We start from the raw sequence: 25,947 nt of genomic DNA on the forward strand, positions 1-25,947 counted from the left end.
CGAAAGGATCACGCTCGGGTGCTGCGCGTGATCCCGCTTTCGCTGCGCCCTTCGGCATAGCGGGTCAGGCGTTGCGCCAGCAGCCCGACGGAGAGATGCAACAGCACTGTCAAACAGGCGAGCATGATCAACGCGGCGAACATCAGGTCGATCTTGGCGCGGCCATTGGCCAGCAGCATCAGATAGCCCAGCCCCTTTGCCGCGCCGACCCATTCGCCAATCACCGCCCCGATCGGCGCATAGACCGCCGCCAGCCGCAGCCCCGTTGCAAGGCTTGGCAGCGCGTGAGGGATTTGTACGTAGCGCATGAACCGCAACGGCCGCGTCCCCATCGATTGCGCCAGATCGCGGTAGCCATCAGGCACGCGGGTCAGCCCGTCGTGAAAGGCAGATGTCACTGGGAAATAGATGATCAACACCGCCATCACGATCTTGGACCCCATGCCATAGCCGAACCACAGGGTCAGCAGCGGTGCGAGCGCGAAAACCGGCACGGCTTGGGTAAAGACCAGCAGCGGCAGCAGCAAACGCTCTGCCGTTTTGGACAGCGCCAGATGGATCGCGGTAACAGCCCCCAGGGCGGTGCCGATCAGCAGCCCCAGCAGCACCTCGACGGTGGTGACCCATGCGTTCTCAATCAGCGTCTCACGGGCGCGATAGGCCGCCTGCGCCACGCGCCACGGCGAGGGCAGGATATAGTGCGGCGCGTTGGTCAGCAGCACTGCGGCCTGCCAAAGACCAAGCCCCAGCAGGATCGCAAGCAGTATGTCGTATCGCCTCATGCAGGCACCCCCCGCAGATGGGACAGCAGCGCGCTTTGGCAGGCCCAAACCTCGGGCGCGGTTACGGGGCGCGGCGCGGGAAGCGCGGGGACGGGCCAGCTTTGCACGCCGGTGGCAGAGAGGATCAGGATGTGGTCGGCCAGCCGTGCCGCCTCTGCCGGATCATGGGTGACCAGCAGCACGGTCCGCCCGTGCAACAGCTCTGCCGCGAGCTCTTGCATCGCGGCGCGGGTGCCCGCGTCCAGCGCCGAGAACGGCTCGTCCAGAAAGACCACCGCGCGATCCTCCAGCAAGGTCCGCGCCAGCGCTGCCCGCTGCCGCATCCCGCCCGACAACGCGGCGGGTTTCTTATGGGCATGATCCTGCAGGCCGACCCGTGCAAGCATGGCGGAGGCACGTTCCCTGTCAGGCGTGGTTCCGCGCAGCCGGTCGCCGATCATGATGTTTTCGATCACCGTAAGCCAGGGTAACAGCAGGTCGGATTGCGCCATATAGCTGATCCGCCCCGCCAGCGGTTGCCCGTCAGAGGCGGTGATCGTGCCGTCAAACGCGCCGCCCGTCTCAAGCCCCAGCAGTAGGCGCAGCACCGTGGATTTGCCCACCCCCGACGGGCCGAGCAAGCAGGTCCACGCCCCCGCGGCCAGAGTCATATCCACGTCAAACAGGGGGCGCGCGTCAATCCGGTGTTGTCCCGTCAGACGCAGCGCGGGCGGCGGGGTCATGGCAGGTCCAGCCCCATCTGCCAAAAGCCGACCTCTAGCCGTGTGGCCGTGGAAAAGCGGTTCTGCAGTGCCGCGCGACGGGGGGCGGTTTCAAGGTCACCGATCCGCCGCGCAACCGCCGCGTCGACCATCGCGCCCACCGTCTGGCACAGCGCCTGATAGTCGGGGTCGGCGTAGGTCTCGATCCACTCGGCATAGGGCGTGTCGGCGCTGCGGGTCTGGGCCAGGCGCTGACCGATCTCCCCATAGCCCATGACGCATGGCAGCAGCGCCGCCATCAGATCAAGGAAATCCCCCTGCATTCCGGCATCCAGCACATAGCGCGTATAGGCGAGGTTGGCGGGGGCTTCCGTCGCGGTGAAAAGCGCCGCTTCGTCGATACCCGCCGCAGCGCAGGTGCGGATATGCAGCGCCATCTCGTGATTGACCAGCGCATCCACCGTGGCGGCGCAGGTCTTCATCTCTTCCATCGTTTCCGATTTGACCACCGCCATCGACCAAGCGCGAGAGAAATGAACAAGGAAAACATAGTCTTGGATCAGATAGTTCACAAAACAACGGCGCGGCAAGCTGCCGTCGCGCAACCCTTCGACAAAAGCATGGTGGGTATAGTCTTGCCAATCCGCCGCCGCAGCAGCGCGCCAAATCGCGAAGCTGCGGCCATAGTCCGGCGCGGTCATCGGGCGGTCACATCAATGGCGATGGTCGACACGGGCGAGATGTCGGGGATCAGGCCCGCGTCATGCAAGAACGTCTCGAATGTGGCGTAGCGTCCGGCATCCATCGCCGTGGGGCGCAGGGCGAAACGGGGCAGCGTGTCTTTCCACGCGCGGGCATTCAGCTCGTCCTGCAGATCGGCAGAGGTGGCGGCGAAAACCTCCCAGCTTTCTTCGGGGTGGTTGACGATATATTGCGTCGCTTTCTCGGTCGCGGCCAGAAACCGCGCGATCATGTCCTTGTCCATCGTGTCGCGGTTCGCGACGTAGATCAGCTCGTCATAGGGCGGCAGGCCCTCTTCCTCGACGTAGAAACAGGTGCCATCGACGCCTTCGATATCCATCTGGTTCAGCTCGAAATTGCGGAAGGCCCCGATGACCGCATCCACCTGACCGGACATCAACGACGGTGACAGCGACCAGTTGACGTTTACCAGCTCCACATCATCCAGTGACAGCCCGTGATGCGTCAGGATCGCGCCAAGCACGGCCTCTTCGACACCGCCGACCGAGAATCCGACCTTTTTGCCCGCCAGATCCGCAGGAGAGGCGATGGGACCATCGGTCAGCGCCAGCAGGCAGTTCAGCGGCGTGGCCACCAGCGTGCCGACCCGTTGCAGGGGCAGACCTTCGTGGATTTGCAGGTGCAACTGCGGCTGATAGGAAATCGCAAGATCCGCCTTGCCTGCGGCGACCAGTTTCGGCGGGTCGGAGGGATCAGCGGGGGCGATAACCTCTACGCTCAGGTCCTGTTCGGCGAAATACCCTTTTTCCTGCGCCACGATGATCGGCCCGTGGTCGGGGTTCACGAACCAGTCCAGCAGCAAGACCATCTCGTCCTGCGCCAGCGCCGGGCCAGAGGTCAGCGCCAGTGCGGCCAGAATGTTACGAAGTTTCATCGGTTTGTCCTTTCAATGGGGAAGGCTCGCCCACAGCGAGCAGGGTAATGGGGCCATGCCAGTAGCTGGCCAGATGGGTCGCCGCCTGCCACGCGCGCAGGCCCGAACGGCAGGCGATCACCGCGCGGGGCTGATGTGTGGGGCGGGGAGCGTTGCGGAGGAAATCGGGCAGGGTGATGCGCTGCGCTGTGGGTGTCGCGGATGTGGGGGCCTCATCCGGGCCGCGCAGATCGACGACCCAATCGCTTGCGCGGATCTGCGAGGGCGCGACAAAGCCGAAACCGTGGTCAGGCTCCGGCGCGGTATCAAAGCGGAAGCCGCCAAAGCGATAGGAGGCAAGATCAAAGCTGATCAATTGCCCCAAAGGGGACGGCGACAGTCCAAGGAGGCAGGCCAGCGCCATCTGTGCTTGTGCGGCACCGATCGTGGCGACGACCGGGCCCATCACCCCCGCTGTGTCACAGCTGGCCGCGCGGTCCGGCAGATCGGGGAATACCGCCCGCAGCGACGGCGCGCCGCCGCAGAACCCGCCGACATAGCCGCCAAACCCAAGGGCCGAGGCGCTGATCAAGGGCAGACCCGCGTTCAGGCAATGATCCGACAGCACATAGCTCGCTGCGAAGCTGTCGGCGCAATCCAGCACGAGCGTCGCATCATGGCACAGCTTTGCCACGGTATCCGGCCCAAGGGTCACGGGGTGGGCCACCACGGTGCACGCGCTGTTGCGCGCGGTTAGGGCGCGGGCGGCAGCGGTGACCTTGGGCGTGCCGATATCGGCTTCGGTAAAGAGCGTCTGGCGGTGCAGGTTCGACAGGGCCACGTCATCACCGTCCACCAGCGTGATATGCCCCACACCGGCCCCCGCCAGCAGGGGCAGTACCGGTGCCGCCAGCCCGCCCGCGCCGACCACCACCACACGCGCCGCCGCCAGCGCCTCTTGGCCCGATGGGCCGACCTGCGGCAGGATCATCTGGCGGGCATAGCGGGTCATCGGGTTGCCCCCAGCCATGCGGTGATGCGATCCTCGGGCGAGGGGTTCAGGGTGATGTCGGTCACCGCCGCGACGCAATCGGCACCGGCGTCAAAGGCTCCCGCCGCGCGGTCGACCGACATGCCACCGATGGCCACAAGCGGGGTCTGCCCCACCCGCTCACGCCAGTCGCGCAGACGGTCCAGCCCCTGCGCGTGCCACTTCATCTGCTTCAGGATCGTCGGATAGATCGGGCCGAGGGCGATATAATCGGGGCGCAGGTCCAGGGCGCGGGTCAGTTCGGCCTTGTCGTGGGTGCTAATGCCCAGACGTACGCCCGCATCGCGGATGGCGGTCAGGTCGGCGCTGTCCAGATCCTCTTGCCCCAGATGGATAAAATCACACCCTTCGTCGAGCGCGATACGCCAGTGGTCGTTGATCACGAGGGTACAGCCGTGCTTGGCGCAGATCGCCTTGGCCTGCCGGATGTCGCGCCGCAAGGCAGGGTCGGGCGTATCCTTGATCCGCAGTTGCACCAGTTTGATGCCAAGGGGCACCAGCCGCTCCAACCAGGCGGCGCTGTCGAAGATCGGGTAGAAACGGTCCAGGGTCATTCCAGAAACGCCTTTCCGATCAAGGGGGTAGAGGGCGCGGCCATATCGCGGGGCGGCATCGGGTCCGCATCGGCGGCAAGCTGTCCGGCGCGGACCGCGGTGGCAAAGGCTTCGGCCATGGCGGCGGGGTCACCGGCTTTGGCAACAGCGGTGTTCAGCAGAACCGCGTCAAACCCCAGCTCCATCGCCTGTGCGGCGTGCGAGGGCAGGCCGATGCCCGCGTCGATCACCAGCGGCACGTCGGGAAAATGCGCCCGCATGGCGCGCAGCCCGAAAAGGTTGTTCAGCCCCATCCCCGACCCGATGGGCGCGCCCCAGGGCATCAGCACCTCGCAGCCCGCCCGCAGCAATCTATCCGCGACCACAAGGTCTTCGGTGGTGTAGGGAAAGACCTGAAACCCGTCCTCGCTCAGGATGCGGGCGGCCTCGACCAGACCGAAGACATCGGGCTGCAACGTGTCCTCCTCGCCGATGACCTCGAGCTTGATCCAGCGCGTGTCGAACACCTCGCGGGCCATATGGGCGGTGGTGACGGCCTCTTTGACGCTGTGACATCCGGCGGTGTTGGGCAGCACATGGACGTCAAGCGCGCGGATCAGTTCCCAGAAGTCCTGACCGGCGCGATCCCGTCCGCTTTCCCGCCGCAGCGATACCGTCGCCACCGCCGCCCCGCTGCGCGCAAAGGCGTCTGATAGTACCTTGGGCGAGGGGTATTGCGCGGTGCCAAGCATCAGACCATTGGCAAGGGTTTCTCCGTAAAAGGGGCGCATCTTAGCCTCCCTGCATGGGGGCGAGCACTTCGATGCTGTCGCCGGAGGACAGGGGGTGGCTGGCCCGCAGGCTGGCGGGGATAAAGCTGCCATTGACGGCGGTAGCGACTTTCGCGCCGCCAAATCCTTCGGCCTCTAGCAGGGCGGCAAGCGTGGGCGCGTCGCTATCAAGCGGGGCACCGTTAAGCTGTAGTTTCATGGAAAATCTCCGGTGTTTTGGCTTCAAGGATCAGGTCCGCCACCATGGTCGCCAGCGCGGGGGCGAGCAGGAAACCGTGGCGATACAGACCGTTGGCGCGGATCAGATTGCCCTGCCGTTCGATGCGCGGCAGGTTGTCGGGGAAGGCGGGGCGGCTGTCGACGCCGATCTCTAGGATCTCGGCCTCGCCAAAGGCGGGGGACAGTGCGTAGGCCGCGCTCAGCAGTTCAAGCACGGACCGCACGCTGGCATGGGCACCGGCGCGGCCTTCGACCATTGTGGCCCCGAGCATGTAAATCCCGTCACCGCGCGGCACGAGGTAGATCGGCACACGTGGGTGCAGCACGCGGATGGGGCGGGTGATCTCGATGTCGGGGCAGGACAGCAGCGCCATTTCCCCCTTCACGCCGCGCAAATCAGGCAGATCGGCGCGCGCGTGATAGCCGCGGCAATCAATGACGGTGCCGTCTTGCGCCAGCGTTTCGGGATCGGCCTCACCCTGTTCGAAACTGGCCCCATCGGCCACCAGCCCGCGCCACAGCTCTGCCAGCGCAATGCGGGGCGACAGGTGGGCCTCGGTCTGGAAATAGAGCGCTTTGGCAAAGCGGTCGCCCAAGTCGGGTTCAAGCGCCGCGATCTCTGCGCCGGTCAGGGTTTGGTAGCTTGTCGTGCGGCGCGCAAAGCGGGTCAGATCGCTGCTGTCCCGCGCCGGAGAGATTACAAGCGACCCGCGTCGGTGCAGCGATGTGGTGTGTTGGCCCCACCAATCCGCCGCCCTTTTCCCCAGCCGGATCACCGGTTCCTCGGCGCTTTCACCTTCGCAAAACGGGGCGAGCATGCCGCCAGCCCACCAAGAACACCCTTGCGGGCCGGGCTGGCGGGCGCGGTCGATCAGATGCACGCGCATCCCGCGATCCTGCAAGACACGCGCGGTACACAGCCCCGCGACGCCCGCGCCGATGATGGTGACCTGCGTCATGACCAGACCGCGTGGAAGTGATGCACCGGCCCGTGGCCCGTGCCGATCTCAAGTTGATCCGCGGCGATGATGGCGCGGTGCAGATAGTCATGGGCAGCCTGTACCGCCGCGCCAAGGGGTTTGCCGTGGGCCAGCCCCGCAGCGATGGCCGCGGCGTAGGTGCATCCCGTCCCGTGGGTATTGCGCGTGTCGATGCGCGGCGCGCTGAGCCATATGACACGCTCTGCGGTGACCAGCGCGTCGCTACAGATATTGCCCGCGCTATGGCCGCCCTTCATCAGCACCGCCTTCGGCCCCATCTTTAGCAGCGCGCGGGCCTGCGTGACCATCTGGTCGGCGCTGTCGGCCTCGGGCTGGTTCAACAGGCGGGCGGCTTCGGGCAGGTTGGGGGTCAGCAGATCGGCGCGCGGCAGGATATCCGCGACCAACGCTGCGACGGCGTCTTCTTGCAACAGCGCATCGCCGGATTTTGCGATCATCACCGGATCGACCACGACGGCCCCCCGAAACGCGGAGAGCGCGGATGCCACCGCCTGAATAATCTGCGGAGAAAACAACATGCCCAGTTTGATCGATTGCACCGAAAGATCGGACAGCACCGCATCGATCTGGGCCGCGACGATGGGCGCGGGGATCTCGTGCACGGCGCTGACGCTGCGCGTGTTCTGCGCGGTCACGGCGGTGATCACGCTGGCGGCATAGACACCATTGGCCGACATCGCCTTGATATCGGCCTGAATACCGGCACCGCCGCCGCTGTCGGATCCGGCGATGGTCAGGGAAATGGGGGTCGTCTTGGTCACATGCTCGCCTTTCGGTGGTGGGCAAGCAGACGCAAGAATGAGCTTTGTGGCGTGGACCCAAGGCCGTTGCACAAAGATACCCGTTCCCTACGCCGGTATTGCCCGGATCAGGTTCGACGGGTCGGTGCACGCACCTCTCAGCCCCTAGGGCACCCCGACGGATAGATGTTGGAACTGCGGCCCCTGTGGGGGCGTGCAGCGTCGTTACCTTAGGCGTAGCCAAGTTCGGCAAACGGTGCAAGCCGCAAAATATTCAACCAAAGGTGGCGCAATTTTGGGCAAAACGGGCGCGGTTTGGACAGCCCTCCTGACGCTTGTCAGCCGAAACAACGCCTCGTAACCCAAAGCAACGTAACGTCACATTTCCCATATTCTGCGGCGTTAACCCTTTGGCATCAGCAAACTAGGGGTGATCGTGCAAAGACCCCGAACGGCTGCGGTATCAAGTTCTGTTCTGCGGTATTGGCATCGAAATATCTTGCCCCTAGGCTGATTGACAGATTGAGTCGGATACCCTCGGGAGGAGGGGGCCGACACTCGGGAGGATGCGTTTTCTGGCCCGTTTTACGGGTCATTTCGGACGCGTCGCGACAAGCATTGGGAGGTGCTGCGTGACATCTGCAAAGATCACATCTGCGTCCTGCGCATGGGCATCCGCAGCTTTTGCGGTGCCTGCGATCCTGCGATCCCGAACAATCCAAAGATGTACAACAGGGAGAGAGACCACATGAAGAATATGACACGTTTTGCCAAGGCCGCTGTCGGGTCCTTTGCGGTATCCATGGCGCTTTCGGGCGTCGCGATGGCGCAGGAGTATGAGTGGCCGCGCATGCTCGTGATTGCCACGCCGGGCACGTCGACAGGCAGCTTTGCCTCGACCAACGGTTGGGGGCCTGCGTTGCAAAAGGAAACAGGCACCACCGTGCGGATCGTTCCCGAAGACAGCGAGCCCATGCGCTACAAACGTCTGACCGACCGCGAAGATATCGCGATCGCGTCGGTTTCCGCGTCGGAAATGGCGTTGCAAGCGGAAGGGGTCGGCGGCTACGCCTCGGCGAAACCCATGCCGCAGCGGATCCTGTGGCACCACAACGACACGCCTTGGGGCTTTGTTGTGGCTGGCGATTCCGAGCTGCAAAGCCTTGAAGACATTGGCAAAGGCGGCGTGCGTGTCACCTCTGGCGTGTTCTCGCCCGCGATTGTCTCTGCGATCACACAGGCCCTGCCTGCCTTTATCGGCATGACGCCCGAAGAAGCGCAGGAAAAGATCGAATTCGTCCCGGCCTCCAGCTACGGTGAAAACTGTCGTTCGGTTGTCGAGGGGAAGTCCGATGTGGCCTATTGCTCGCCGATCTCCTCGGTCCTGTCCGAAATGGAGGGCGCACCGGGCAGCATCCGCTGGCTGCCAATGGACCCCGCCAACAAAGAAGGCTGGGACGGCTACCTGAGCTACCGCCCCATGACCATCCCCTCGACCATCTCTATGGGGGTGAGCACCGCCAAGGGTGTCGAGTCCATGACGTCGAACTTCGTTTATGCCGTGCCGGTCACGGCAGAAGAGGACTTCGTCTATAACATGGCGAAGTGGATGAATGAATCCCACGACAACTACAAAGGATCGCACGCGCTGGCGACCCGCATGTCGCTGGAGCATTTCCGCAACTTCCTGGATGCCAACCCGATCCCTGTGCACGAAGGCACGGTGAAATACCTGCGTGAAATCGGGGCGTGGACCGAAGAAGACGATGCCTGGAACAACGAGGCCATCGAGAAGATGGACGCGTGGATCGCGGCCCGCAACGCCGGCATGAAAGAGGCGATGGAGCAGGGCGTCGAGATGAATTTCGAGAACCAGGAGTATCTCGACATTCTGGCCAAGCACACCGACGGGCTGGAGCCGTTCCGCTCGCGTCTGTAACGCCGCGCCGGACCGTCATCGACGGCATAAGACAGGGCGGAGCACAGCGTGCTCCGTCCTCCTAAGACACTGCCACAGCGCCCTTATTTTCAGGATCATCCATGTCAGCAACACAACACCCTCCGGCGGCTGAAACGGCTGTCGAACCCTCGTCCGAGACGACGCGACTGGGGGGATTATTCTCGTTCACCAGCATCGCTTTTGTGTTGCTGTGTACCTTTGGCCTCGGGATGGGGCTGGCCTATGTATTCGGCGTTCCCATCGGCGGGCGGCGCCTGATCGAGGGGCAGTATTACTGGGTCTTCATCGGCACCTTCCTTGCGGCGGCGTTCATCGCGCTGCCAGCGGTGAAATCGCACACCCATGTGCCGATCTATGACATCGTGGCGGCCGCCGTGAGCTTTGGCATCTGCATGTGGTTCTCCATGTATGCATGGGAGATCGTGCAGGCGGGTTGGACCAATTTCTACGCGGGCGTCGTGCTTTGGCTGCTGATGCTTGAAATCGCGCGCCGGTCGGGGGGCATCCCCTTCTTGCTCGTGGTGCTGGTGCTGGGGCTGTATCCGTTGGTGGCCGATTACTTCCCCGGTTTGCTGATGGGCATCCCCTATACGTTTGAACGCATGATCGAGGCGCATGTCTTCCGCACCGAAGGGTTGATGGGCATCACCACCAAGATCGTCGCCGAGATCGTGCTGGGCTTTCTGGTCTTTGCGGGTGTGCTAATCGCTACGGGGGCGGGGCAGTTCTTTATCGATCTGGCCAATGCGGGCTTTGGCAAGTACCGCGGCGGTCCAGCGAAAGTATCGATCGTGGCCAGCGCCTTTTTCGGGTCGCTGTCGGGGTCGATTTTTTCGAACATCGCGGGCACCGGGTCGATCACCATTCCGACCATGAAAAAGGTCGGCTACCCGCCCCATTACGCTGGCGCGATCGAGGCCTGTGCCTCGACCGGCGGGGTGGTGATGCCGCCGGTGATGGGGGCGATTGCCTTTGTCATGGCGATCACCATCGGTGTGGATTACGCGACCGTGATGGTGGCCGCGATCCTGCCGTCGGCGTTGTTCTACTTTGGCCTGATCCTGCAAGTCGACGCCTATGCCGCGCGCAAGGGGCTGGTGGGGATGAAACCCGAAAACCTGCCCTCGGCCCGCGAGGTGATGAAGCGCGGCTGGCCCTTCCTGCTGGTCATGATCTTTCTGGTCTGGGGCCTGCTCTATATGCGGTGGGAGTATTACGCCCCGTGGTACGCCAGTGCGCTGATGATCGCGCTGAGCTTCCTGCAACGCGAGACCATGATGACACCTGCGCGCATCTTTGAAACGCTGCGCCAAGTGGGCACGCTGGTCACACAGACCGCAGCGATCATCCTGCCGATCGCCTTTGTGGTCAGCGCCTTGACCATCACCGGTGTGACTGGGTCGATGACCTCGGGGCTGGTCGCTTTGGGCGGGGATAACGTCTATCTCGTGATCGCGCTTGGGGTTTTGGCCTGCTTTATCATGGGCATGGCGGGGCTTGCGATTGTCGCCTACATCTTCCTTGCGGTGACGCTGGCACCCGCGATCATCGAAATCGGCGGGTTGAACACGGTCGCGGTGCACTTCTTCATCGTCTACTACGCGATGCTGTCGGTGATCACGCCTCCGGTAGGGGCTGCGGCGTTTCTGGCGGCGACGATTGCGGGGGCCAAGCCGATGCTGACCTCCTTCACCGCGATGCGGTTGGGGGTGGTGATCTACTTTGTGCCGCTGTTCTTCCTGTTCCAGCCTGCGCTGGTGCTGCAGGGCGATCTGACGCCGCTGATCTATGTGCTGCCGTCGATCATCATCGGCATCACGCTGCTGTCCGGCGGGCTTGAGGGCTATCTGCTGGGCGTCGGTATGGTGCGGCCTTGGCTGCGCCTGCCGCTGGGGATCGCGGGCTTTGCCTTCAGCTTTCCGGGGCTGACGACGACGCTGGTCGCGGGGGTCGTCTCGGCCGCGCTTGTCGCGGTGATCTGGCGGGACAACCGCAACGGCGTGGTTGCGGTCCCATAAGATTGGGCGCGCGGGGACATCCCCGCGCGCCGCAGTTCATGACGTTTGCGAGGGGCGCAGCTGTGCCGTCCCCAAGGCGCTCAGCGCCAGCATCAGCGCCGCGGTGCCAAGACACAGCGCCAGCCCCCCCAGTTGATAGGTGAAGCCTGACAAAAGCGTGCCTACCAACCGACCGGCCGCGTTGGACATATAGTAGAACCCCACATCCATCGTGACCCGATTTGCATCCGTGAAGCTGAGGATCAGATAGGAATGAAGCGCCGAATTCACCGCGAAAATCGCACCGAACACCAGCAAACCGATGACAATCGTGACCGTCAGCGCGGGGGATGGCGCAGGCGTGATCCAGACCAGCGCGGCCAGCAGGGCAGGCACGACGACCAGCGCAAGGTTCCAGTGTCGGGCCTGCGCGAGCGTGTCGCCTTCCGTCCGGCCTGTGGCCCGCAGTATCTTGGGGGCCCAGCCTTGCACGGCCCCATAAAGGATCGTCCACACCGCCATAAAGCTGCCGATCATAAAGAAGGCCTCCCGCTTGCTTTCGACGCTGCCATCGGAGAGCACGGCATAGAAATAGATCGGGATGCCCACGACAAACCACACGTCGCGCGCGCCGAAGAGGAACAGCCGCGCGGCGCTGAGCCAGTTGATATTGCGGTTCTTGGACAGGACTTCGGTGAACTTGGCATCCTTGCGCCCCACGGGCAGGCCCGCGGGCATACCGATGATAACGCCGATCAGGATCACAAACAGGATCGCGGCCATCACCAGCGTCGACGGCACAAACCCCAGCAACGCCAGCATCCCCGCACCCAGCAGAAAGCCAGCGCCCTTGACCGCGTTCTTCGATCCGGTCAGTAGCGCGACCCAGCGGAACAAGCCGCCCCCTGTGGTTGGGGCCAGCAGCTTGACCGCGGATTTAGAGCTCATCTTGGCAAGATCCTTGGCCACGCCCGACAGCCCTTGCACCAGCATGACAAAGACGACCGAGGCGGCGACGCTCCATGCCGGATCAAGCTGTGTCAACGCCAGCAGCGCGACCACTTGCAACGACAGCCCCGCATAGAGCGTCGAGGTCAGTCCGAAGCGCGCCGCGATCCAGCCCGCCGACAGGTTGGTGACCACGCCCGCGATCTCGTAGAGCACAAACAGATAGGCCAACTGCACCGGAGAGAAGCCGAGCGTGTGAAAATGCAGCAGCACCAGCATCCGCAGCGCGCCATCGGTCAGCATAAAGGCCCAATAGGCGGCGGTGACAGTGATATAGGCGGTAAAACCGGCAGGGCGTGTCACAGCTTGCCGCCCACCATCAGCGCCACGTCCACCAGACGGTGCGCATAGCCCATTTCATTGTCATACCACGCATAGATTTTGACCTGCGTGCCATTCACCACCATCGTCGACGGCGCATCCACGATCCCGCTGCGGGTGTCATTGGTGTAATCCGACGACACAAGCGGGCGTTCCTCAAAGCCCAGAATGCCCTTTAACGGCCCCTCGGCGGCGGTTTTGAACAAGGCGTTGACCTCTTCCACACTCGTCTCACGCTCCACCTCGAACACGCAATCGGTGATCGACGCATTCAGCAGGGGCACCCGCACGGCGTGGCCGTTCAGCTTGCCGGTCAGTTCCGGATAGATCAGCGTGATCGCCGTGGCGGACCCCGTGGTGGTAGGGATCAGGTTGGTCAGCGCGGATCGGGCGCGGCGCATGTCCTTGGCGGGGCGGTCCACGATGGTTTGCGTGTTGGTCACGTCATGGATCGTGGTGATCGACCCGTGTTTGATCCCGATCCCTTCCAGCAGCACTTTGACGACGGGGGCGAGGCAGTTGGTGGTGCAGCTCGCCGCGGTGACGATGCTGTGGGTAGCAGGATCATAGGTGTCGTCGTTCACGCCATAGACGATATTCGCCGTCGGCCCGTCCTTGACGGGGGCAGAGACCACAACCTTTTTCACGCCCGCCTTGAAATAGGGGGCAAGCTTGGCCTCTGTCTTGAACGCACCGGTGCAGTCGATCACCACATCCACACCCTCCAGCGGCAGGTCTGTGATCGATTTGGTGCTGGTCACGGGGATACGCGTGCCATTGATGGTGATCGCATGATCCTCTGCGCTGAAGGTCGCAGGCCAGCGCCCGTGAACGGAATCAAACTCCAGCAGATGGGCGTGCATCTCGGGGTCGCCAACCGCGTCGTTGATAAAGGCGATCTTGGCCCCCTGTTCCAGCAAGGGCCGCAGGGCGAGTTTTCCGATGCGGCCAAGGCCGTTCAACGCATAGGTTGTCATGGTGGTTTATCCTGTGGTCACTGGGTCGGCCCCGATGGCATCGACCCGTTTTTGCAAGGCAGCGCGGTCCAGCGCTTCGAAAGGCAGGGCGGTAAAGGCCAGCAGCCGGTTGTGCAGCGCGCCATATGTCTGCTGGAAGGCCAGCCGGCGTTCCGCTTCTGTCCCTTCGGCTTTGACGGGATCGGGCATGCCCCAATGCCCCGACACGGGCTGGCCGGGCCAGGTGGGACATTCCTCGTTTGCGGCATGGTCACAGACGGTAAAGACGAAATCCATCTGCGGCGCATCGGCGGTCTGGAATTCAGAGATATGTTTGGACCGCAGCGCATCGATGCTGTGGCTCTTGGCTTGCAGCATCTCGACCGCAAGGGGATTAAGCTCGGACCGGGGCAGGGTGCCCGCGGAATAGGCAGTGAACCGGTCGCCCGCCATGTCCCGCAGGATCGTCTCTGCAAAGATGGAACGGGCGGAGTTGCCGGTACATACGAAAAGTACGTTGAACTTTGTCTGGGTCATCATCTGCGTCCTGTTAATGAGGTCAGAGAACGGGGGCGGGCAGAGATCAGCGCGCCCCCGACAACAATCCACGAACAACCCCGATACGACCTCGCCCGCCGCATCAAGGTTGATGGTATACAAGAGCCGCGTCCCGTCGCGCCGCTGCGAGATCAGCCCGACTTGCGTCAGCGCCGACAGATATACCGACGCCGTGCTGGATTTCAGGGCCAGTACCTGCGCGATTTCCCCCGCAGGCAAAGCATCCGGATAGCGCCGCATCAGCAGCCGAAACACGGCCAGCCGCTGCGGGTGGCTCAGGGTGGCGAGTCGATCTGTGAGTAGTGATTCCATATTTCATGAATATGTGAAATACAGATTGGGCGTCAACACCTCTGTTCGGTCCCGCCAAAGGTTTTTTGCCGCGGGGCCGCATTTCGGGTGACGTGGCGTTTCAGGGGCAGGGTGTCTTGCGCGCCCTTGGCTTTGCGGGCATCGATTGGGAAACAGCGCGCCCGCGCGCGGTGACAGACGTATAAAGGACCCGACATGACAGACGTGACCCTGGCCGAAGTATTGGCCACAGCAGAGCAGGACGGCACCGCGCCGCGCTATCAGGTGCCAGAGAACTGGGCGCAGGGGCGTACGGCCTTTGGCGGATTTACCGGTGCCTTGCTGGTCAATGCGGCCCGTCGGGACCGCCCCGATCTGCCCGCGCTGCGGTCTGCGCTGATCAACTTTACCGCGCCCGTGTCGCAGCCGCCCACGATCCATGCCGAAGTGCTGCGCGAAGGGCGCAACATCACCACCATTGCCACCCGCGCTGAAATCGACGGCAAGGTCGCGGCAACGGGCACGTTTTCTTTCGGGCATGCGCAGGAAAGCCAATTGAGCGTGGGCCATACCGCGCCCGCCGCCCCCCAAGGGCCGGACGACACGCCATCTTATTTCCCGCCCGCATTGAAACGCCCGCCGGTGCGGTTCTTTGTCAACTTCGAGGTCAAGCTGATCGAGGGCAGCCTGCCGTTCTCCGGTGCCGATCGCGGCTATGTCCGGATCTGGGCGCGGCACCGTGATCCGGCGATGTGGGGCACGCTCGAGGGGCTGATCGCCATTGGCGACGTGCTACCCCCTGCGGCCTTCCCGATGATGACGCGGCCGGGGCCGAACTCGTCAATGAACTGGATCATCAACCTGCTGTCCGATCACGCCAACACCCGCGACGGCTGGTATATGATGGAGACACAGCTGACCGCCGGTAACGGCGGCTATAGCTCTCAGGTCATGCGGGTCTGGAATACGGATGGGGATATGGTCGCAGACGGCATGCAGTCGGTGATCATCTTCGCCTGACGCCACGCTGTCGCCCGATAGGATAAGCCCGGCCCGAGGATATCAGGCCGGGCTTTTGCACGTGTCAGGGGCGGATCTACTGCGCCGCGATCTTGGCCGATCTGGACGCGGGCTTGGCCGGTGCCACATGCATGCCGAGCCGTTGCAGCAGGTCGTTGTCTTTCCACGTGGCCGGGTTTTCGGTGGTCAGCAACTGGTTGCCCACAAAGATCGAATTAGCCCCCGCCAGAAAGCACAGCGATTGCAGCTCGTCGCTCATCCCCGTGCGGCCTGCGGAGAGGCGCACGACCGAGGCGGGCATCAGGATACGCGCCAAGGCCACCAGCCGGACCAGCGCAAAAGGGTCGACCTTTTCGGATTTTCCCTGCACCGGCACGCCTTTGACCGCGTTCCACAGGTTCACCGGCACGCTGTCTGGGTGGCTGGGCAGCGTGGCGAGGGTGACCAGCATGCTGATCCGGTCCGCCTCTGCCTCGCCCATGCCAAGGATACCGCCGCAGCAGACCTTGATCCCGCCCTTGCGCACATGTTCCACCGTCTCAAGGCGGTCTTCCATCGTGCGGGTCGAGGCGATCTCGGCGTAATATTCGGGCGAGGTATCGATGTTGTGGTTGTAGAAATCGAGCCCGGCATCCTTGAGCTTGGTCACCTGCTCGGGCGACAGCATCCCCAGCGTCATGCAGGTCTCGAGCCCCAGATCGGCCACGCCGCGCACCATATCGGTCAGCTTGTCCATGTCGCGGTCCTTGGGGCTGCGCCATGCAGCCCCCATGCAGAACCGCTGTGCGCCCGCGTCCTTGGCGCGTTTGGCAGCGGCGATGACCTCTTCCGCGCCCATCAGCTTGGTCGCTTTGACGCCGGTGTCGTAATGCGCCGATTGCGAACAATAGCCGCAATCCTCGGGGCAGCCGCCGGTCTTGATGCTCAGCAGGCTGGCGGTTTCGATCGCCGTGGGGTCGAAATGCGCACGGTGCAGCGTTTGCGCCTGATGGATCAGGTCGGGGAAGGGCAGCGCGTGGATCGCTGCCGCTTCGTCAAGGGTCCAGTCCGTGCGGATCATTGATCACGCCCTTTCAGCCGCGACAGGCCCGACAGCAGTGTCGCCACCAGCAGCACCTTGACCACATCGCCCAGCAGGAAGGGGGTCAGCCCTGCGGCCAGCAGCTTGGGTGCGGGCACGAACAGCGCCAGCCACGCCAGACCACCGGCATAGACCACGGTCAGACCCGCCAGCATCGCCAGCACGCGCCCGATCCAGCCGCGCCCCATCGCCAGCCAGCCGGTCAGCCCTGCCGCCACAAGGTAGCCCAGCAGATAGCCGCCCGTCGGCCCGACCATATAGCTAAGCCCGATGCCCCGTTCAGGCGTGCCCGAAAACACCGGAAGCCCCGCTGCACCGGCACCAAGATAGGCCGCCATCGCCGCCAGCCCCAGACGCGGCCCAAGGGTGAGGGCGACAAGAAAGACCGATAGCGTGTGCAGGGTCATGGGCACTGGCCAGAACGGGATCTGGACCTTGGCCCCCAGCGTGATCAGCGCGGCACCGGCCAGCGCGAGGCCAAGCCCCTGCGCGAAGGACGGGTTACGGGGTAGGGATGTAATCGCAAGTGCCATCTGGTTTCCTCCGAGTGATAGCTTTCAAGGTCTACCCCAGTAGGACGAAGGACGCGCCTGCTGACAATTCAGATTATAGATAATTATCTGAAAAACTCGGAAGTGCCTGAGCCGATTTGATTTTTTAGGGTGCGACTGCGCTTGCCGATCCATCCCACATGGCGCGAGAGCGTGGTGCAGGCCAGATCCACCTGACCTTTACGCAGCGCGTCGAGGATCAGACGGTGGTCGTGATCGGTGCGGGCTTCCCAATTTGTCCGCCACGCCCGCAGAATGAACCGCGCGCTTGCCGCTTGCAGGTCGTCAATCGACCGCATCAGCCGCGGCATCTGGCAGGGTTCAAGAATTAATCTGTGAAAACAGCGGTTTGCCTCTTCCCATTCATGTACATTCTGGGCGCTGTCGCCTTGGAGGTTGGCCTTATGCGCCTTGGCGAGGATATCGGGCGTCAGGTTGGGTGCGGCGTGCCGCAGGGCGAGCGCTTCGAGGCTTGCGCGCATTTCAGCGACTTCCCGCAGCTCTGCCATATCGAAGAAAGTGACGCGAAATCCACGTCTTGGCAGGCTTTCTGCAAGTGATTGTGTCTCTAGTAGGCGAAAGGCTTCGCGCACGGGCACATGGCTTGCGCCGAATTCCTGCGCGATGTGGTCTTGCCGCAACCGCGCGCCCGGGGCCAACTGCCCCGAGATGATGCGGTCGGCCAATATGCGCGCAATCCGGGCGGAGTGGGTCTCTGATCTAGACTGGGTCATGGATTATAGATAGTTTTGACCGCCCCGCTTGTCGAGCGGGTAAACTCAGATCGCCCGCAGCAGCAAACCGCCCGCCAACAGGGCCACACCAAGCCCCGCGGCAAGCTCGATCAGGGCGGCGATCTGGGCTGCACGGGGGGTGCTCGCCCGTCCGGCAAGCACGCCGCCACGCAACGCGCCGGCCCCCAGACCCACGGCGATGGTGATGGTCGCGGTGCCAAAGGCCATCGCGAAAGCACCGGCAATCCCGACGCCTGCGATCCCCATCTGAAGCGTGATGATCAACACGAACAACGCCCCCGTGCAGGGCCGCACCGCGATAGATCCGATCAGCAGCAGCGTCTCGCGCAGGGTGGTTGCCTGTCGAACCTGTTCAGCGGTGGGGCCATGCGCATGGCCACAGGTGGCGCAGATACCGTCGTGGTCGTGATGATGGTGATCGTGGTGATCGTGGTGATGGTGGTGATGGTCTAGCGGCGCGGGAAGCGTCGCGCGGAAATGGCGCAGGCCCCGCCAGAACAGCCACAGCCCGACACAGGCAATCGCGCCATAGCTGACGGGGGCCATAATCGCCTCTGTCAGCGAAATCATACGCTCGCGCCCCAAGTGCAACAGGCTCACGCCGGTATAGACCAGAGCCACCGCCGTCACGGCCTGACCCAGCGAGGACAGCAGCGCGATCACCGACAGGCGCAGCATCGGCACAGCCTTGGCCGCGCCATAGCCGCCGATCAACACCTTGCCGTGACCGGGGCCTGCGGCATGCACCACGCCATAGGCGAAACAGGCGGAAAGCAGGGCGGTTATCGCCTCTGGCTGGCCCGCACGTACGGCGCGAAGCGAGAGGGCGATGCTATTTTGAAACGCGCGTTGATGCGCGGCAGCCCATTGCGCCAGCCGGTCAAAGCCGCCGGTCCACCACAGCGCGGCAAGGGCGATGACCACGCCCAAGGCAATCACAGTCAGGGCGCGGCGCATGTCACATTCACCGTCGGGGCCATTTGCGCGCCGATATCCGGCAGACCCGCGTCGGAAGGATCGGTCTGGGCATCAAGCTGGGCGAGCTGCTGTTGCAGCGCCTCCATCGTGGCGGTGACGTCGGGCATGGCGACGCGGGCCCGACAGGTCGGCGCGCGCGTGGTGTCTATTGCGGTCGTGATATCGTAGGCGGTGTAATAGGTCGCATCATAGGGTTTGATCGTGATCGCTGTCCCCGCGGGAACTGCGGTTTCCAGCGCGCGGGTGTGCATCGTGGTGATCTGTCCGTTTTCAAACTGCGTCGCAATCTCGGTCGGGCCGGACAGCGCGATGGTGTTCGCCTCCGCGCTGATAACCAGATCGCCGTTGAACCCGTCGACCCACTGCATGTCAAAGCCGTTCAGCGTCGCAAGCTCCGTTTCCGTGAGCGCCCCGTCGCCGTCGGCATCAAGGCCCATATCCTCGGTCACCAGCAAGGAATAGAGCGCGTCATATTCCCAGGTCACCCGCACATGGGTCAGTTGCCCTTGATCGTCGGCGACAAGCGAGAGCTGCGTGTCGATAAACACATGGGGGTGCGCGGCCAGCGGCGCGGCCCAGAGGGTGAGGACAAAAGGGGCAAGCTGTCGGATCATAGGGGTGTGATACAAGTCTTGGACAGGGGGCGCAATTGCGCGGGCGGCGGATCGGCGTGCTTCCACTCGGCGCGGTTTACCCACCCATGCGACGGCTCAGGTAGCGTTCAAGCTGGGCCATCGCATCATAGATAAGCACCGCAAAAAGTCCCACGATCAACCCGCCTTGCAGCACATAGGCGGTGTTGTTGGTCAGCAGCCCGGCGATGATGACTTCGCCAAGGGTGCGCGCGGCAACCGTAGAGCCGATGGTGGCGGTGCCAAGGGCGATGACGACGGACAGGCGGATGCCGGTCAGGATCACGGGCACGGCGAGGGGAAGCTCCACCCGCCACAGGCGTTGCCAGCGGTTCAGCCCCATGCCACGTGCAGCCTCCATCGTGGCGGGGGGCAGGGTTGATAGGGCGGTGATCGCGTTCTCGAAGATCGGGAGCAGCCCATAGAGAAACAGCGCCACCAGCGTCGGCCCCGCCCCGAACCCCAAGGCAGGCACGGCAAGCGCCAGCACCGCGACGGGGGGGAAGGTCTGACCGATGTTGGTGATCGTGCGCGACAGCGGCAGGAAGGACGCGCCCACAGGACGGGTGACAAAGATCGCCAACGTCACCGCCACCAGCGTCGCCGAAACAGAGGCAAGGGCCACCAGCCCGAGATGGCTGAGCGAGAGCGAGAGCAAAGAGCTGCGTGCGTAAATGACCGGTCCGCCCGCCGGGGCCAGCGGGGCAAAGAGCTGCGCGAACCAATCGGGCCGTAGCACCAGAGCGAGCAACAGCGCCAGCAAGCCGGCGCGTAGCAGGTTGCCCGCTGTCATGCGTGCACCTCGGCGCGGGCGCGGATCGCGTCCAGCGTCACGCGGCCGATGATCTTGCCCTTGTCGGTGATCGGCACGGCGCTGCGCCCTGTCCACAGGCAGGCCGACAGCGCGTCGCGCAGATTTGCCTCGCGGGGCAGGGGCGCGCCGTTGGCAGGACCGTCCTCCATCACCTCAGCCAGTGGCGTCAGGGACAGCAGCCGCAGCGGGCGTTCGACATCGCCCACCATATCGGCCACAAAATCTGTTGCGGGGTGGGTGATGATCTCTGCCGGGGTGGCGTGTTGCACCAGCTTGCCGCCATCCATCACCGCCACGCGGTCGCCCAGACGAATGGCTTCCTCCATATCATGGGTCACGAGGATGATGGTGGAGCCGAGCGTCTGCTGGATGCGGCGCAGATCCTCTTGCGCGCGGGTACGGATGATCGGGTCGAGCGCGCCAAAGGGTTCATCCATGAGGATCAGATCAGGGCGCGAGGCAAGGGCCCGTGCCACGCCGACACGTTGTTGTTGCCCGCCCGACAGTTCAGAGGGGTAGCGGTGGCGGAATTCTTGCGGTGCCATCGAGAAGAGATCAAGCAGTTCGTCCACGCGGGCGTCGATCTTGTCACGGGTCCAGCCCAGCAGTTGCGGCACCGCGCCGATATTGCGCGCGACCGTGTGATGCGGGAACAGCCCGTGCCCCTGAATGGCATATCCGATCCGCCGCCGCAGGATATGCGGTTTGACGTCGAGGGTTGATTGTCCGTTGATCCGCACCTCTCCCGAGGTGGGCTCTTCCAGCCGGTTGATCAGCCGCAAAAGCGTTGTCTTGCCCGAACCGGATGTGCCCACAATAACGGTGATCGTGCCGGTATCAATGGTCATCGACACGCCATCGACGGCGCGGGCGCTGTCGTAGATTTTGGTGATATTGTCGATCTCTATCATGGGGTCTCCTTGGGGAGGCGGCGGGTCAGGTCGACCAGAATATCCATCACGATAGCCGCCGTCAGGGCCAGCGCGACCGTGGGCAGCGCGCCCAACAGGATCAGGTCTGTCGCGGTCTGGTTCAGCCCTTGGAACACGAATGTGCCAAAGCCGCCGCCGCCGATCAGCCCCGCGATGACCGCCAGCCCGATGTTTTGGACCAGCACGATACGCAAGCCGGTGAGGATCACGGGCAGGCCGATGGGCAGTTCCACGCGCCACAGGCGTTGCGCCGCTGTCATGCCAATTCCGCGCGCGGCGTTCAGGGCTTGCGGCGGCGTGGCGGCCAGTCCGGCCACGGTGTTTCCCACGACGGGCAGCAGCGAATAGAGCACCAGTGCGACAAAGGCCGGTGCAAATCCGATGCCCGCGATGCCAATGCTGCGCGCACCGGGCACGGTGGCACCGACCCAGCCCAGCAGGGGGATCATCAGCCCGAACATGGCGAGCGAGGGGATGGTTTGCAGAAAGCTCAGCACCGGCAGGATCGCGCTGCGCAGCGCGGGTTTGCGGTGGCTCAGAACGCCGATGGGAAAGCCGATCAGCCCCGCCATGCCAAGCGACCCGAAGGCCAGCCACAGGTGACGCGTCGCCTCGGACGCGAAGGCGTCACGGCGCGCGGCAAATTCCTGCATCACCGACATCGGTGCCAGCGCGCCAGAGCCGAGCACGACGGACATGGCACCCAGCACCGCTGTCAGCAACAGTGCGCGCTGAAAGGGCCCCGGTTTCATCGCGGTGATCGCATCGGCCATGAGTAGGGCAAAGATCACCAGCAAGCACCAGAACCCCGCCGCCGGAGAGACCCTTGCGTAATCGCCCGCGCCTTCCAGCAGCGCTGGCGCGCCTTGGACGAGCAGCCACAGCAACCCCGCCAGCCCCACAAGCGGCCCCGCCAGACGCAGCCCCACGTGCCTTGCAGGCAGGCCCAAGGCCAGCCCCGCCAAGATCGCTGCCAATCCGGGGATCGTCTGCGATACGGGGACCACCGCCCAGATCGGCACCGCGTCCCCCGCCACGATGCGGTTTGCGGCCAGCGTCATAAAGGGGGCCAGCATCGCTGCGGCCCCCAGAACGGCAAATAGAACCCCCGGCGCGGATAGCCGCGCCCGAGAGGTCTGCAAGGACATCGTGCCCCGGATCAGTCCAGCACCCCGGCTTGGGTGAGGTAATCACGGGCCACGGCCTCTGCCGGTTCACCGCCAACCTGAATCCGCCCGTTGAGCTTTTGCAGCGTCGCCATGTCCAACCCTTCAAAAATGGGGTTCAGCACCTCGGGGATCGACGGGTATTCGGCCAGTACCTCGGCGCGGACGATGGGGGCGGGCTCGTAGACGGGCTGCACGCCCTTGTCATCCTCCATCACCACCAGACCTGTGGCACCGACACCGCCGTCGGTGCCATAGACCATCGCGGCGTTCACACCCGATGTGCCCCGTGCGGCGGCCTGGATCGTGGCCGCTGTATCACCACCGGACAGGATCACGGTCTGGTCCGCGTTCAGTTCAAACCCGTAGGTGTCCTGCATCGCGGGCAGCACCGCGGGGGAGGACACAAACTCGGTCGAGGCCGCGAGCTTGACCGTGCCGCCCTGCGCGACCCATGCGCCGAAATCGGACATGGTGGTCAGGTTGTTGTCTTGCGCCACGGGGCCGGTCACCGCGATTGCCCATGTGTTATTGGCAGGGGCCGAGGTCAGCCATGTGACATCGTTTTGCGCGGAGTCGAGCTCGGCCGCGCGGGCGTGTGCGGCTTCGGCGTCTTTCCACACGTCGCTGTCTGCTTCGTTAAAGAAGAAGGCCGCGTTGCCGGTGTATTCGGGGTATATGTCGATCTGGCCGGACAGCAGCGCCTCGCGGACAACCTGCGTGCCGCCCAGTTGCAGGCGGCGTTCGACAGGCAGGCCCGCGTCCTCGAGCGCAAGGGCGATGACATTGCCCAACAGCCCGCCTTCGGTGTCGATCTTGGACGATACGGTGATGTCGGCGGCCGCGGCCGAGGCCAGTGCCGCGGTAAGGGTCGCGGCGGATACGGTGATACGAAGGGAATTTTTCATGAGATGCAGGCTCCTTGGCGTAAAAAGTAACTGGTTTGTACAACTTGGGGATCAAGGTAGCGGGCAAAGCCGGGAAGCCAAGGGAAATTACTGTGAAAGCGGCAAGCGGCGGGGCGCGCACCGGTCCGTCCGCGCATTTTCGCATTTGTGCATCGAAGGCGTGCCGCTTAATGACATCGGCAACACCCATAAATAGGTCGAAGCAGATATGAAATCCCCCAACCTCGCGCTGGCAGTCGTGCTGTCGGTCCCCTTTGCTCTTCCCGCGTCGCTGTTCGCACAAAGCGCCACAAGCGAGCAGATTGTCGAGATCGCAGGTGCCAGCTTTGCGCCGGTAATCGAGCAGTATCGAATCCCCGGATTGGTCGTGGGCATCACCTGGCAGGGGCAGCATAGCTTCTATGCGACGGGTGTGGCGGCGCGCAAAGGCAATGTCGCGGCGACGCCGGATACGATCTTTGAGCTCGGGTCGATCAGCAAGATTTTCACTGCCACGTTGGCCGCATTGGCTGAAGACCGCGGTATGCTTGATCTGGATGCGCCTGTGTCGGACAGCATACCCCAGCTTGAGGGGGCCGCTTTCGGCGCGATAAGGCTGGTTGATCTGTCCACCCATGTCACCGGTGGCTTGCCGCTTCAGGTTCCCGGCAAGGTTGGCAATACGCCCGAGCTGATCCGCTGGCTAGAGAGCTGGCAACCGCCGCAACCGGGGACACGCAGCTATTCCAATGTCAGCATCGGCTTGCTGGGGCATATTACGGCACAGACCATGGGTATGTCCTTTGCCCAAGCGGCGGAGGATGTGCTGTTTCCCGCGATGGGGCTTGGCAGCACCTATGTCGACGTGCCGGATGACGCGATGGATCGCTATGCCTTTGGCTATGACCGCAAGACGGATGCGCCCATTCGCGTTAACCCCGGCGTATTGGCAGATGAGGCCTATGGGGTGAAATCGACCGCCCGCGATATGCTGCGCCTGCTGGATCTGGAGCTGGGCCGCGGCGGGGCAGATCCCGCGCTGACCGCAGCGCTTGAACGCACACGGCAGGGGCAGGCAGAGACGGCCTATTACACCCAAGACATGATATGGGAGCAGTACCCTTGGCCTGCCGATGTCGCCAAGATGGAGGCGGGCAACGGCTATGACTTTATCCTGTCGCCCCAGCCCGCGACCCGCCTGACCCCACCGTTGCCACCGCAGCGCGATGTGATCCTGAACAAGACCGGCGCGACCAACGGGTTCGGCGGGTATGTCGCGCTGCTACCGGGGCAAGACCTTGGGATCGTTGTGCTTGCCAACCGTAACTACCCGAACGAGGCGCGGGTCCGTGCGACCCATGCGCTGATCACCGATTTGCTGGCGACGCAGGACTAGCGGGCTTGGGCGGCGCGTTCAGGAGGGGGCGGGTTACGCCGTCCCCAGAAGATCTCGGGCGATGCGGTCAAAGATCCCGCTGCCGATGGGGATAAGGTCATCGGGGAAGTCATAGTCGGGGTTGTGCAGGGCCGCGTGATCCTCCCCCGGTCCGAGACATAGCATCGCGGCTTTGGCCCCCCAGCCGAATACGCCGAAATCCTCAGAGGCGCGCATGGGTACGTTTTCCTCGCCAAAAGGCACGCCGATCGCCTCCATCGCTTTGGTCGCTACGGCATAGGCGTCTGCGTCATTGATCGAAGCGGCGAAATGGTCATGCACCTCGAAAGAGACGCCCAGACCGTATTCAGCGGCAATCGTTGATGCGAGATCGCGCGCGGCGGCCTCAAGGTTTTCCAGCCCCGCATCGCCGGCGGTGCGCAGGGTGGCAAACACCTCTGCTGCACCCGGCGCGATGCCGAAAGTCGGCTCTCCTATAGTGGCGTGGGTGACGGTGACCAGCCGGAAGTCGTCGTTGCGCGGGCCGCCGTCGCCGTGGCCCAGATCATCCAGCGCGGGAATAAGCCGTGCCACCGCGAGCGCGGGCGATACCCCGTCTTGCGGGTCGGCGGCATGGGCCGTTTTCCCGCTGAGCTTGACTTTGAGCCCCATCGACGCGCAGTTGATCAGCCCCACGCGGGTGGAGACAAAGCCGAAGGGGCTGCCCGGTTCATTGTGGATCGCAAAGGCCCAATCCGGTTTGATCGCATCGAATGCGGGGTCGCTGACCACCGCTTTGGCCCCGCTGCCGTCTTCTTCCGCGGGTTGGAACATCAGCACCACGCGCCCCGTGGCAACCGGTTTGCGCGCGATCATGCGCCCCAAAGCCAGCAGCATCGTCATATGACCATCGTGCCCGCACACGTGGCTTTTGCCCGCAACCTCGGACAGCCAGTCGATATCGCTGTTGCGTTCCTCAATCGGCAGGGCGTCAAGTTCGGCGCGGAACAGGACCGTCGGGCCAGCCGTGCCGCTGTCAAACACCGCCGCGACGCCATGACCCCCAAGACCTGTCAGGATGCGGGTGGGCGACAGGGGCTTTAGCGCACTAACGATCGTCTTTGCGGTCTCTACCTCTTCACCAGAGACTTCTGGATGGCGGTGCAGCGCGCGGCGAAATTCGGTCAGTTCCACAAGATCACTATTGGTCAACATAAAACGCGACGCCTTCT

The 25,947-nt window shown here is 63.8% G+C and carries 27 protein-coding genes and 1 riboswitch; of the genes, 4 read left to right on the top strand and 23 right to left on the bottom strand.

The window, feature by feature from the left end; genetic code table 11:
• Nucleotides 1-8: 8 nt before the first annotated feature.
• From ABM428_RS08235 to thiD, 10 genes are read right to left on the bottom strand one after another with little or no spacing between them, the layout of a single operon-like run.
• Complete coding sequence (locus tag ABM428_RS08235; protein WP_353627818.1) at nucleotides 9-782, bottom strand: ABC transporter permease; 774 nt, start codon at nucleotides 780-782, stop codon at nucleotides 9-11.
• On the bottom strand, nucleotides 779-1,504 hold the full coding sequence (locus ABM428_RS08240) for an ABC transporter ATP-binding protein (protein ID WP_353627819.1): 726 nt from the start codon (nucleotides 1,502-1,504) through the stop codon (nucleotides 779-781). The genes ABM428_RS08235 and ABM428_RS08240 overlap by 4 nt, the downstream gene beginning before the upstream one ends.
• On the bottom strand, nucleotides 1,501-2,184 hold the full coding sequence (gene tenA / locus ABM428_RS08245) for a thiaminase II (protein WP_064215803.1): 684 nt from the start codon (nucleotides 2,182-2,184) through the stop codon (nucleotides 1,501-1,503). Before tenA ends, ABM428_RS08240 begins: the two co-directional genes overlap by 4 nt.
• Nucleotides 2,181-3,119, bottom strand: coding sequence for an ABC transporter substrate-binding protein (locus tag ABM428_RS08250; RefSeq protein ID WP_005853063.1), 939 nt, complete (start codon nucleotides 3,117-3,119; stop codon nucleotides 2,181-2,183). The genes tenA and ABM428_RS08250 overlap by 4 nt, the downstream gene beginning before the upstream one ends.
• Nucleotides 3,106-4,128 (bottom strand): ThiF family adenylyltransferase, encoded by a 1,023-nt coding sequence (locus ABM428_RS08255; protein WP_132996720.1) that lies wholly within the window; start codon nucleotides 4,126-4,128, stop codon nucleotides 3,106-3,108. The genes ABM428_RS08250 and ABM428_RS08255 overlap by 14 nt, the downstream gene beginning before the upstream one ends.
• Entirely contained in the window at nucleotides 4,107-4,703 is a 597-nt protein-coding gene (locus tag ABM428_RS08260) for a thiamine phosphate synthase (protein ID WP_132996719.1), read from the bottom strand. The genes ABM428_RS08255 and ABM428_RS08260 overlap by 22 nt, the downstream gene beginning before the upstream one ends.
• A complete protein-coding gene (locus ABM428_RS08265; RefSeq protein WP_132996718.1) occupies nucleotides 4,700-5,473 on the bottom strand; it encodes a thiazole synthase in 774 nt (257 codons plus the stop codon). The genes ABM428_RS08260 and ABM428_RS08265 overlap by 4 nt, the downstream gene beginning before the upstream one ends.
• 1 nt (nucleotide 5,474) lies before the next feature.
• Nucleotides 5,475-5,672, bottom strand: a complete 198-nt coding sequence (thiS, locus tag ABM428_RS08270) for a sulfur carrier protein ThiS (RefSeq protein ID WP_005853074.1) — start codon at nucleotides 5,670-5,672, stop codon at nucleotides 5,475-5,477.
• Nucleotides 5,656-6,651: an FAD-dependent oxidoreductase gene (locus ABM428_RS08275; protein WP_353627820.1), complete on the bottom strand. Its 996-nt coding sequence runs from the start codon at nucleotides 6,649-6,651 to the stop codon at nucleotides 5,656-5,658. The genes thiS and ABM428_RS08275 overlap by 17 nt, the downstream gene beginning before the upstream one ends.
• Nucleotides 6,648-7,454 carry a bifunctional hydroxymethylpyrimidine kinase/phosphomethylpyrimidine kinase gene (gene thiD / locus ABM428_RS08280; RefSeq protein ID WP_353627821.1) on the bottom strand — a complete coding sequence of 269 codons (807 nt, stop codon included), beginning with the start codon at nucleotides 7,452-7,454 and terminating at the stop codon, nucleotides 6,648-6,650. The genes ABM428_RS08275 and thiD overlap by 4 nt, the downstream gene beginning before the upstream one ends.
• Nucleotides 7,455-7,521: 67 nt before the next feature.
• A riboswitch (TPP riboswitch) is annotated at nucleotides 7,522-7,621 on the bottom strand.
• 560 nt (nucleotides 7,622-8,181) lie between these two features.
• On the opposite strand from thiD, the gene ABM428_RS08285 reads away from it, so the two are divergent.
• Both ABM428_RS08285 and ABM428_RS08290 read left to right on the top strand, forming a co-directional pair.
• Nucleotides 8,182-9,372 carry a TAXI family TRAP transporter solute-binding subunit gene (locus ABM428_RS08285; protein ID WP_037944075.1) on the top strand — a complete coding sequence of 397 codons (1,191 nt, stop codon included), beginning with the start codon at nucleotides 8,182-8,184 and terminating at the stop codon, nucleotides 9,370-9,372.
• A 101-nt stretch (nucleotides 9,373-9,473) separates the two neighbouring features.
• Complete coding sequence (locus tag ABM428_RS08290) at nucleotides 9,474-11,411, top strand: TRAP transporter fused permease subunit (protein WP_353627822.1); 1,938 nt, start codon at nucleotides 9,474-9,476, stop codon at nucleotides 11,409-11,411.
• Nucleotides 11,412-11,447: 36 nt separating this feature from the next.
• On the opposite strand, the gene arsJ is transcribed toward ABM428_RS08290, so the two are convergent.
• The 3 genes from arsJ to ABM428_RS08305 are packed head-to-tail and all read right to left on the bottom strand — an operon-like array spanning nucleotide 11,448 to nucleotide 14,545.
• The gene (gene arsJ, locus ABM428_RS08295) at nucleotides 11,448-12,701 is read right to left on the bottom strand and encodes an organoarsenical effux MFS transporter ArsJ (protein ID WP_132996713.1); all 1,254 of its coding nucleotides are present in this window, start codon (nucleotides 12,699-12,701) and stop codon (nucleotides 11,448-11,450) included.
• Nucleotides 12,698-13,696, bottom strand: a complete 999-nt coding sequence (locus ABM428_RS08300) for an ArsJ-associated glyceraldehyde-3-phosphate dehydrogenase (RefSeq protein WP_132996712.1) — start codon at nucleotides 13,694-13,696, stop codon at nucleotides 12,698-12,700. Before ABM428_RS08300 ends, arsJ begins: the two co-directional genes overlap by 4 nt.
• Before the next feature lie 6 nt (nucleotides 13,697-13,702).
• Nucleotides 13,703-14,545 carry a helix-turn-helix domain-containing protein gene (locus ABM428_RS08305; RefSeq protein ID WP_353627823.1) on the bottom strand — a complete coding sequence of 281 codons (843 nt, stop codon included), beginning with the start codon at nucleotides 14,543-14,545 and terminating at the stop codon, nucleotides 13,703-13,705.
• Nucleotides 14,546-14,740: 195 nt separating this feature from the next.
• Between ABM428_RS08305 and ABM428_RS08310 the strand changes: the two genes are divergently transcribed.
• Nucleotides 14,741-15,544, top strand: coding sequence for a thioesterase family protein (locus ABM428_RS08310; protein ID WP_037944080.1), 804 nt, complete (start codon nucleotides 14,741-14,743; stop codon nucleotides 15,542-15,544).
• A 76-nt stretch (nucleotides 15,545-15,620) separates the two neighbouring features.
• On the opposite strand, the gene bioB is transcribed toward ABM428_RS08310, so the two are convergent.
• The 9 genes from bioB to ABM428_RS08355 all read right to left on the bottom strand — a co-directional run bounded on the left by bioB (nucleotide 15,621) and on the right by ABM428_RS08355 (nucleotide 23,361).
• The gene (gene bioB, locus ABM428_RS08315; protein ID WP_005853096.1) at nucleotides 15,621-16,604 is read right to left on the bottom strand and encodes a biotin synthase BioB; all 984 of its coding nucleotides are present in this window, start codon (nucleotides 16,602-16,604) and stop codon (nucleotides 15,621-15,623) included.
• Entirely contained in the window at nucleotides 16,601-17,158 is a 558-nt protein-coding gene (locus tag ABM428_RS08320) for a biotin transporter BioY (RefSeq protein WP_005853098.1), read from the bottom strand. The genes bioB and ABM428_RS08320 overlap by 4 nt, the downstream gene beginning before the upstream one ends.
• 83 nt (nucleotides 17,159-17,241) lie before the next feature.
• Nucleotides 17,242-17,910 (bottom strand): GntR family transcriptional regulator, encoded by a 669-nt coding sequence (locus tag ABM428_RS08325; protein ID WP_353627824.1) that lies wholly within the window; start codon nucleotides 17,908-17,910, stop codon nucleotides 17,242-17,244.
• A 45-nt stretch (nucleotides 17,911-17,955) separates the two neighbouring features.
• Nucleotides 17,956-18,888 carry a hypothetical protein gene (locus ABM428_RS08330; RefSeq protein WP_353627825.1) on the bottom strand — a complete coding sequence of 311 codons (933 nt, stop codon included), beginning with the start codon at nucleotides 18,886-18,888 and terminating at the stop codon, nucleotides 17,956-17,958.
• Entirely contained in the window at nucleotides 18,873-19,523 is a 651-nt protein-coding gene (locus ABM428_RS08335; protein ID WP_353627826.1) for a DUF1007 family protein, read from the bottom strand. Before ABM428_RS08335 ends, ABM428_RS08330 begins: the two co-directional genes overlap by 16 nt.
• A 76-nt stretch (nucleotides 19,524-19,599) precedes the next feature.
• Entirely contained in the window at nucleotides 19,600-20,334 is a 735-nt protein-coding gene (locus ABM428_RS08340) for an ABC transporter permease (protein ID WP_132996705.1), read from the bottom strand.
• Entirely contained in the window at nucleotides 20,331-21,266 is a 936-nt protein-coding gene (locus ABM428_RS08345) for an ABC transporter ATP-binding protein (RefSeq protein WP_132996704.1), read from the bottom strand. Before ABM428_RS08345 ends, ABM428_RS08340 begins: the two co-directional genes overlap by 4 nt.
• Nucleotides 21,263-22,435, bottom strand: coding sequence for an ABC transporter permease (locus ABM428_RS08350; protein ID WP_132996703.1), 1,173 nt, complete (start codon nucleotides 22,433-22,435; stop codon nucleotides 21,263-21,265). The genes ABM428_RS08345 and ABM428_RS08350 overlap by 4 nt, the downstream gene beginning before the upstream one ends.
• Before the next feature lie 11 nt (nucleotides 22,436-22,446).
• Entirely contained in the window at nucleotides 22,447-23,361 is a 915-nt protein-coding gene (locus ABM428_RS08355; RefSeq protein WP_132996702.1) for an ABC transporter substrate-binding protein, read from the bottom strand.
• 208 nt (nucleotides 23,362-23,569) lie between these two features.
• On the opposite strand from ABM428_RS08355, the gene ampC reads away from it, so the two are divergent.
• Nucleotides 23,570-24,736 (top strand): class C beta-lactamase, encoded by a 1,167-nt coding sequence (ampC, locus tag ABM428_RS08360; protein ID WP_132996701.1) that lies wholly within the window; start codon nucleotides 23,570-23,572, stop codon nucleotides 24,734-24,736.
• Nucleotides 24,737-24,769: 33 nt separating this feature from the next.
• Here ampC and ABM428_RS08365 read toward each other — a convergent pair whose 3' ends face one another.
• A complete protein-coding gene (locus ABM428_RS08365; RefSeq protein ID WP_132996700.1) occupies nucleotides 24,770-25,930 on the bottom strand; it encodes an amidohydrolase in 1,161 nt (386 codons plus the stop codon).
• Nucleotides 25,931-25,947 lie beyond the last annotated feature (17 nt).

It is taken from the genome of Sulfitobacter sp. TCYB15 (genome assembly GCF_040435955.1).
GTDB lineage: Bacteria > Pseudomonadota > Alphaproteobacteria > Rhodobacterales > Rhodobacteraceae > Sulfitobacter > Sulfitobacter pontiacus.

What these genes read in the sequence shown, in the direction of transcription:
- ABM428_RS08275 (WP_353627820.1), bottom strand. Translation starts at nt 6,651, where the DNA reads ATGACGCAGGTCACCATCATCGGCGCGGGCGTCGCGGGGCTGTGTACC.
- ABM428_RS08290 (WP_353627822.1), top strand. Translation starts at nt 9,474, where the DNA reads ATGTCAGCAACACAACACCCTCCGGCGGCTGAAACGGCTGTCGAACCC.
- ABM428_RS08310 (WP_037944080.1), top strand. Translation starts at nt 14,741, where the DNA reads ATGACAGACGTGACCCTGGCCGAAGTATTGGCCACAGCAGAGCAGGAC.
- ABM428_RS08240 (WP_353627819.1), bottom strand. Translation starts at nt 1,504, where the DNA reads ATGACCCCGCCGCCCGCGCTGCGTCTGACGGGACAACACCGGATTGAC.
- ABM428_RS08350 (WP_132996703.1), bottom strand. Translation starts at nt 22,435, where the DNA reads ATGTCCTTGCAGACCTCTCGGGCGCGGCTATCCGCGCCGGGGGTTCTA.
- ABM428_RS08325 (WP_353627824.1), bottom strand. Translation starts at nt 17,910, where the DNA reads ATGACCCAGTCTAGATCAGAGACCCACTCCGCCCGGATTGCGCGCATA.
- tenA (WP_064215803.1), bottom strand. Translation starts at nt 2,184, where the DNA reads ATGACCGCGCCGGACTATGGCCGCAGCTTCGCGATTTGGCGCGCTGCT.
- ABM428_RS08265 (WP_132996718.1), bottom strand. Translation starts at nt 5,473, where the DNA reads ATGCGCCCCTTTTACGGAGAAACCCTTGCCAATGGTCTGATGCTTGGC.
- ABM428_RS08260 (WP_132996719.1), bottom strand. Translation starts at nt 4,703, where the DNA reads ATGACCCTGGACCGTTTCTACCCGATCTTCGACAGCGCCGCCTGGTTG.
- ABM428_RS08235 (WP_353627818.1), bottom strand. Translation starts at nt 782, where the DNA reads ATGAGGCGATACGACATACTGCTTGCGATCCTGCTGGGGCTTGGTCTT.
- ampC (WP_132996701.1), top strand. Translation starts at nt 23,570, where the DNA reads ATGAAATCCCCCAACCTCGCGCTGGCAGTCGTGCTGTCGGTCCCCTTT.
- ABM428_RS08345 (WP_132996704.1), bottom strand. Translation starts at nt 21,266, where the DNA reads ATGATAGAGATCGACAATATCACCAAAATCTACGACAGCGCCCGCGCC.
- ABM428_RS08255 (WP_132996720.1), bottom strand. Translation starts at nt 4,128, where the DNA reads ATGGCTGGGGGCAACCCGATGACCCGCTATGCCCGCCAGATGATCCTG.
- ABM428_RS08365 (WP_132996700.1), bottom strand. Translation starts at nt 25,930, where the DNA reads ATGTTGACCAATAGTGATCTTGTGGAACTGACCGAATTTCGCCGCGCG.
- ABM428_RS08335 (WP_353627826.1), bottom strand. Translation starts at nt 19,523, where the DNA reads ATGATCCGACAGCTTGCCCCTTTTGTCCTCACCCTCTGGGCCGCGCCG.
- ABM428_RS08355 (WP_132996702.1), bottom strand. Translation starts at nt 23,361, where the DNA reads ATGAAAAATTCCCTTCGTATCACCGTATCCGCCGCGACCCTTACCGCG.
- ABM428_RS08340 (WP_132996705.1), bottom strand. Translation starts at nt 20,334, where the DNA reads ATGACAGCGGGCAACCTGCTACGCGCCGGCTTGCTGGCGCTGTTGCTC.
- ABM428_RS08250 (WP_005853063.1), bottom strand. Translation starts at nt 3,119, where the DNA reads ATGAAACTTCGTAACATTCTGGCCGCACTGGCGCTGACCTCTGGCCCG.
- ABM428_RS08300 (WP_132996712.1), bottom strand. Translation starts at nt 13,696, where the DNA reads ATGACAACCTATGCGTTGAACGGCCTTGGCCGCATCGGAAAACTCGCC.
- ABM428_RS08330 (WP_353627825.1), bottom strand. Translation starts at nt 18,888, where the DNA reads ATGCGCCGCGCCCTGACTGTGATTGCCTTGGGCGTGGTCATCGCCCTT.
- ABM428_RS08305 (WP_353627823.1), bottom strand. Translation starts at nt 14,545, where the DNA reads ATGGAATCACTACTCACAGATCGACTCGCCACCCTGAGCCACCCGCAG.
- ABM428_RS08320 (WP_005853098.1), bottom strand. Translation starts at nt 17,158, where the DNA reads ATGGCACTTGCGATTACATCCCTACCCCGTAACCCGTCCTTCGCGCAG.
- bioB (WP_005853096.1), bottom strand. Translation starts at nt 16,604, where the DNA reads ATGATCCGCACGGACTGGACCCTTGACGAAGCGGCAGCGATCCACGCG.
- ABM428_RS08285 (WP_037944075.1), top strand. Translation starts at nt 8,182, where the DNA reads ATGAAGAATATGACACGTTTTGCCAAGGCCGCTGTCGGGTCCTTTGCG.
- thiS (WP_005853074.1), bottom strand. Translation starts at nt 5,672, where the DNA reads ATGAAACTACAGCTTAACGGTGCCCCGCTTGATAGCGACGCGCCCACG.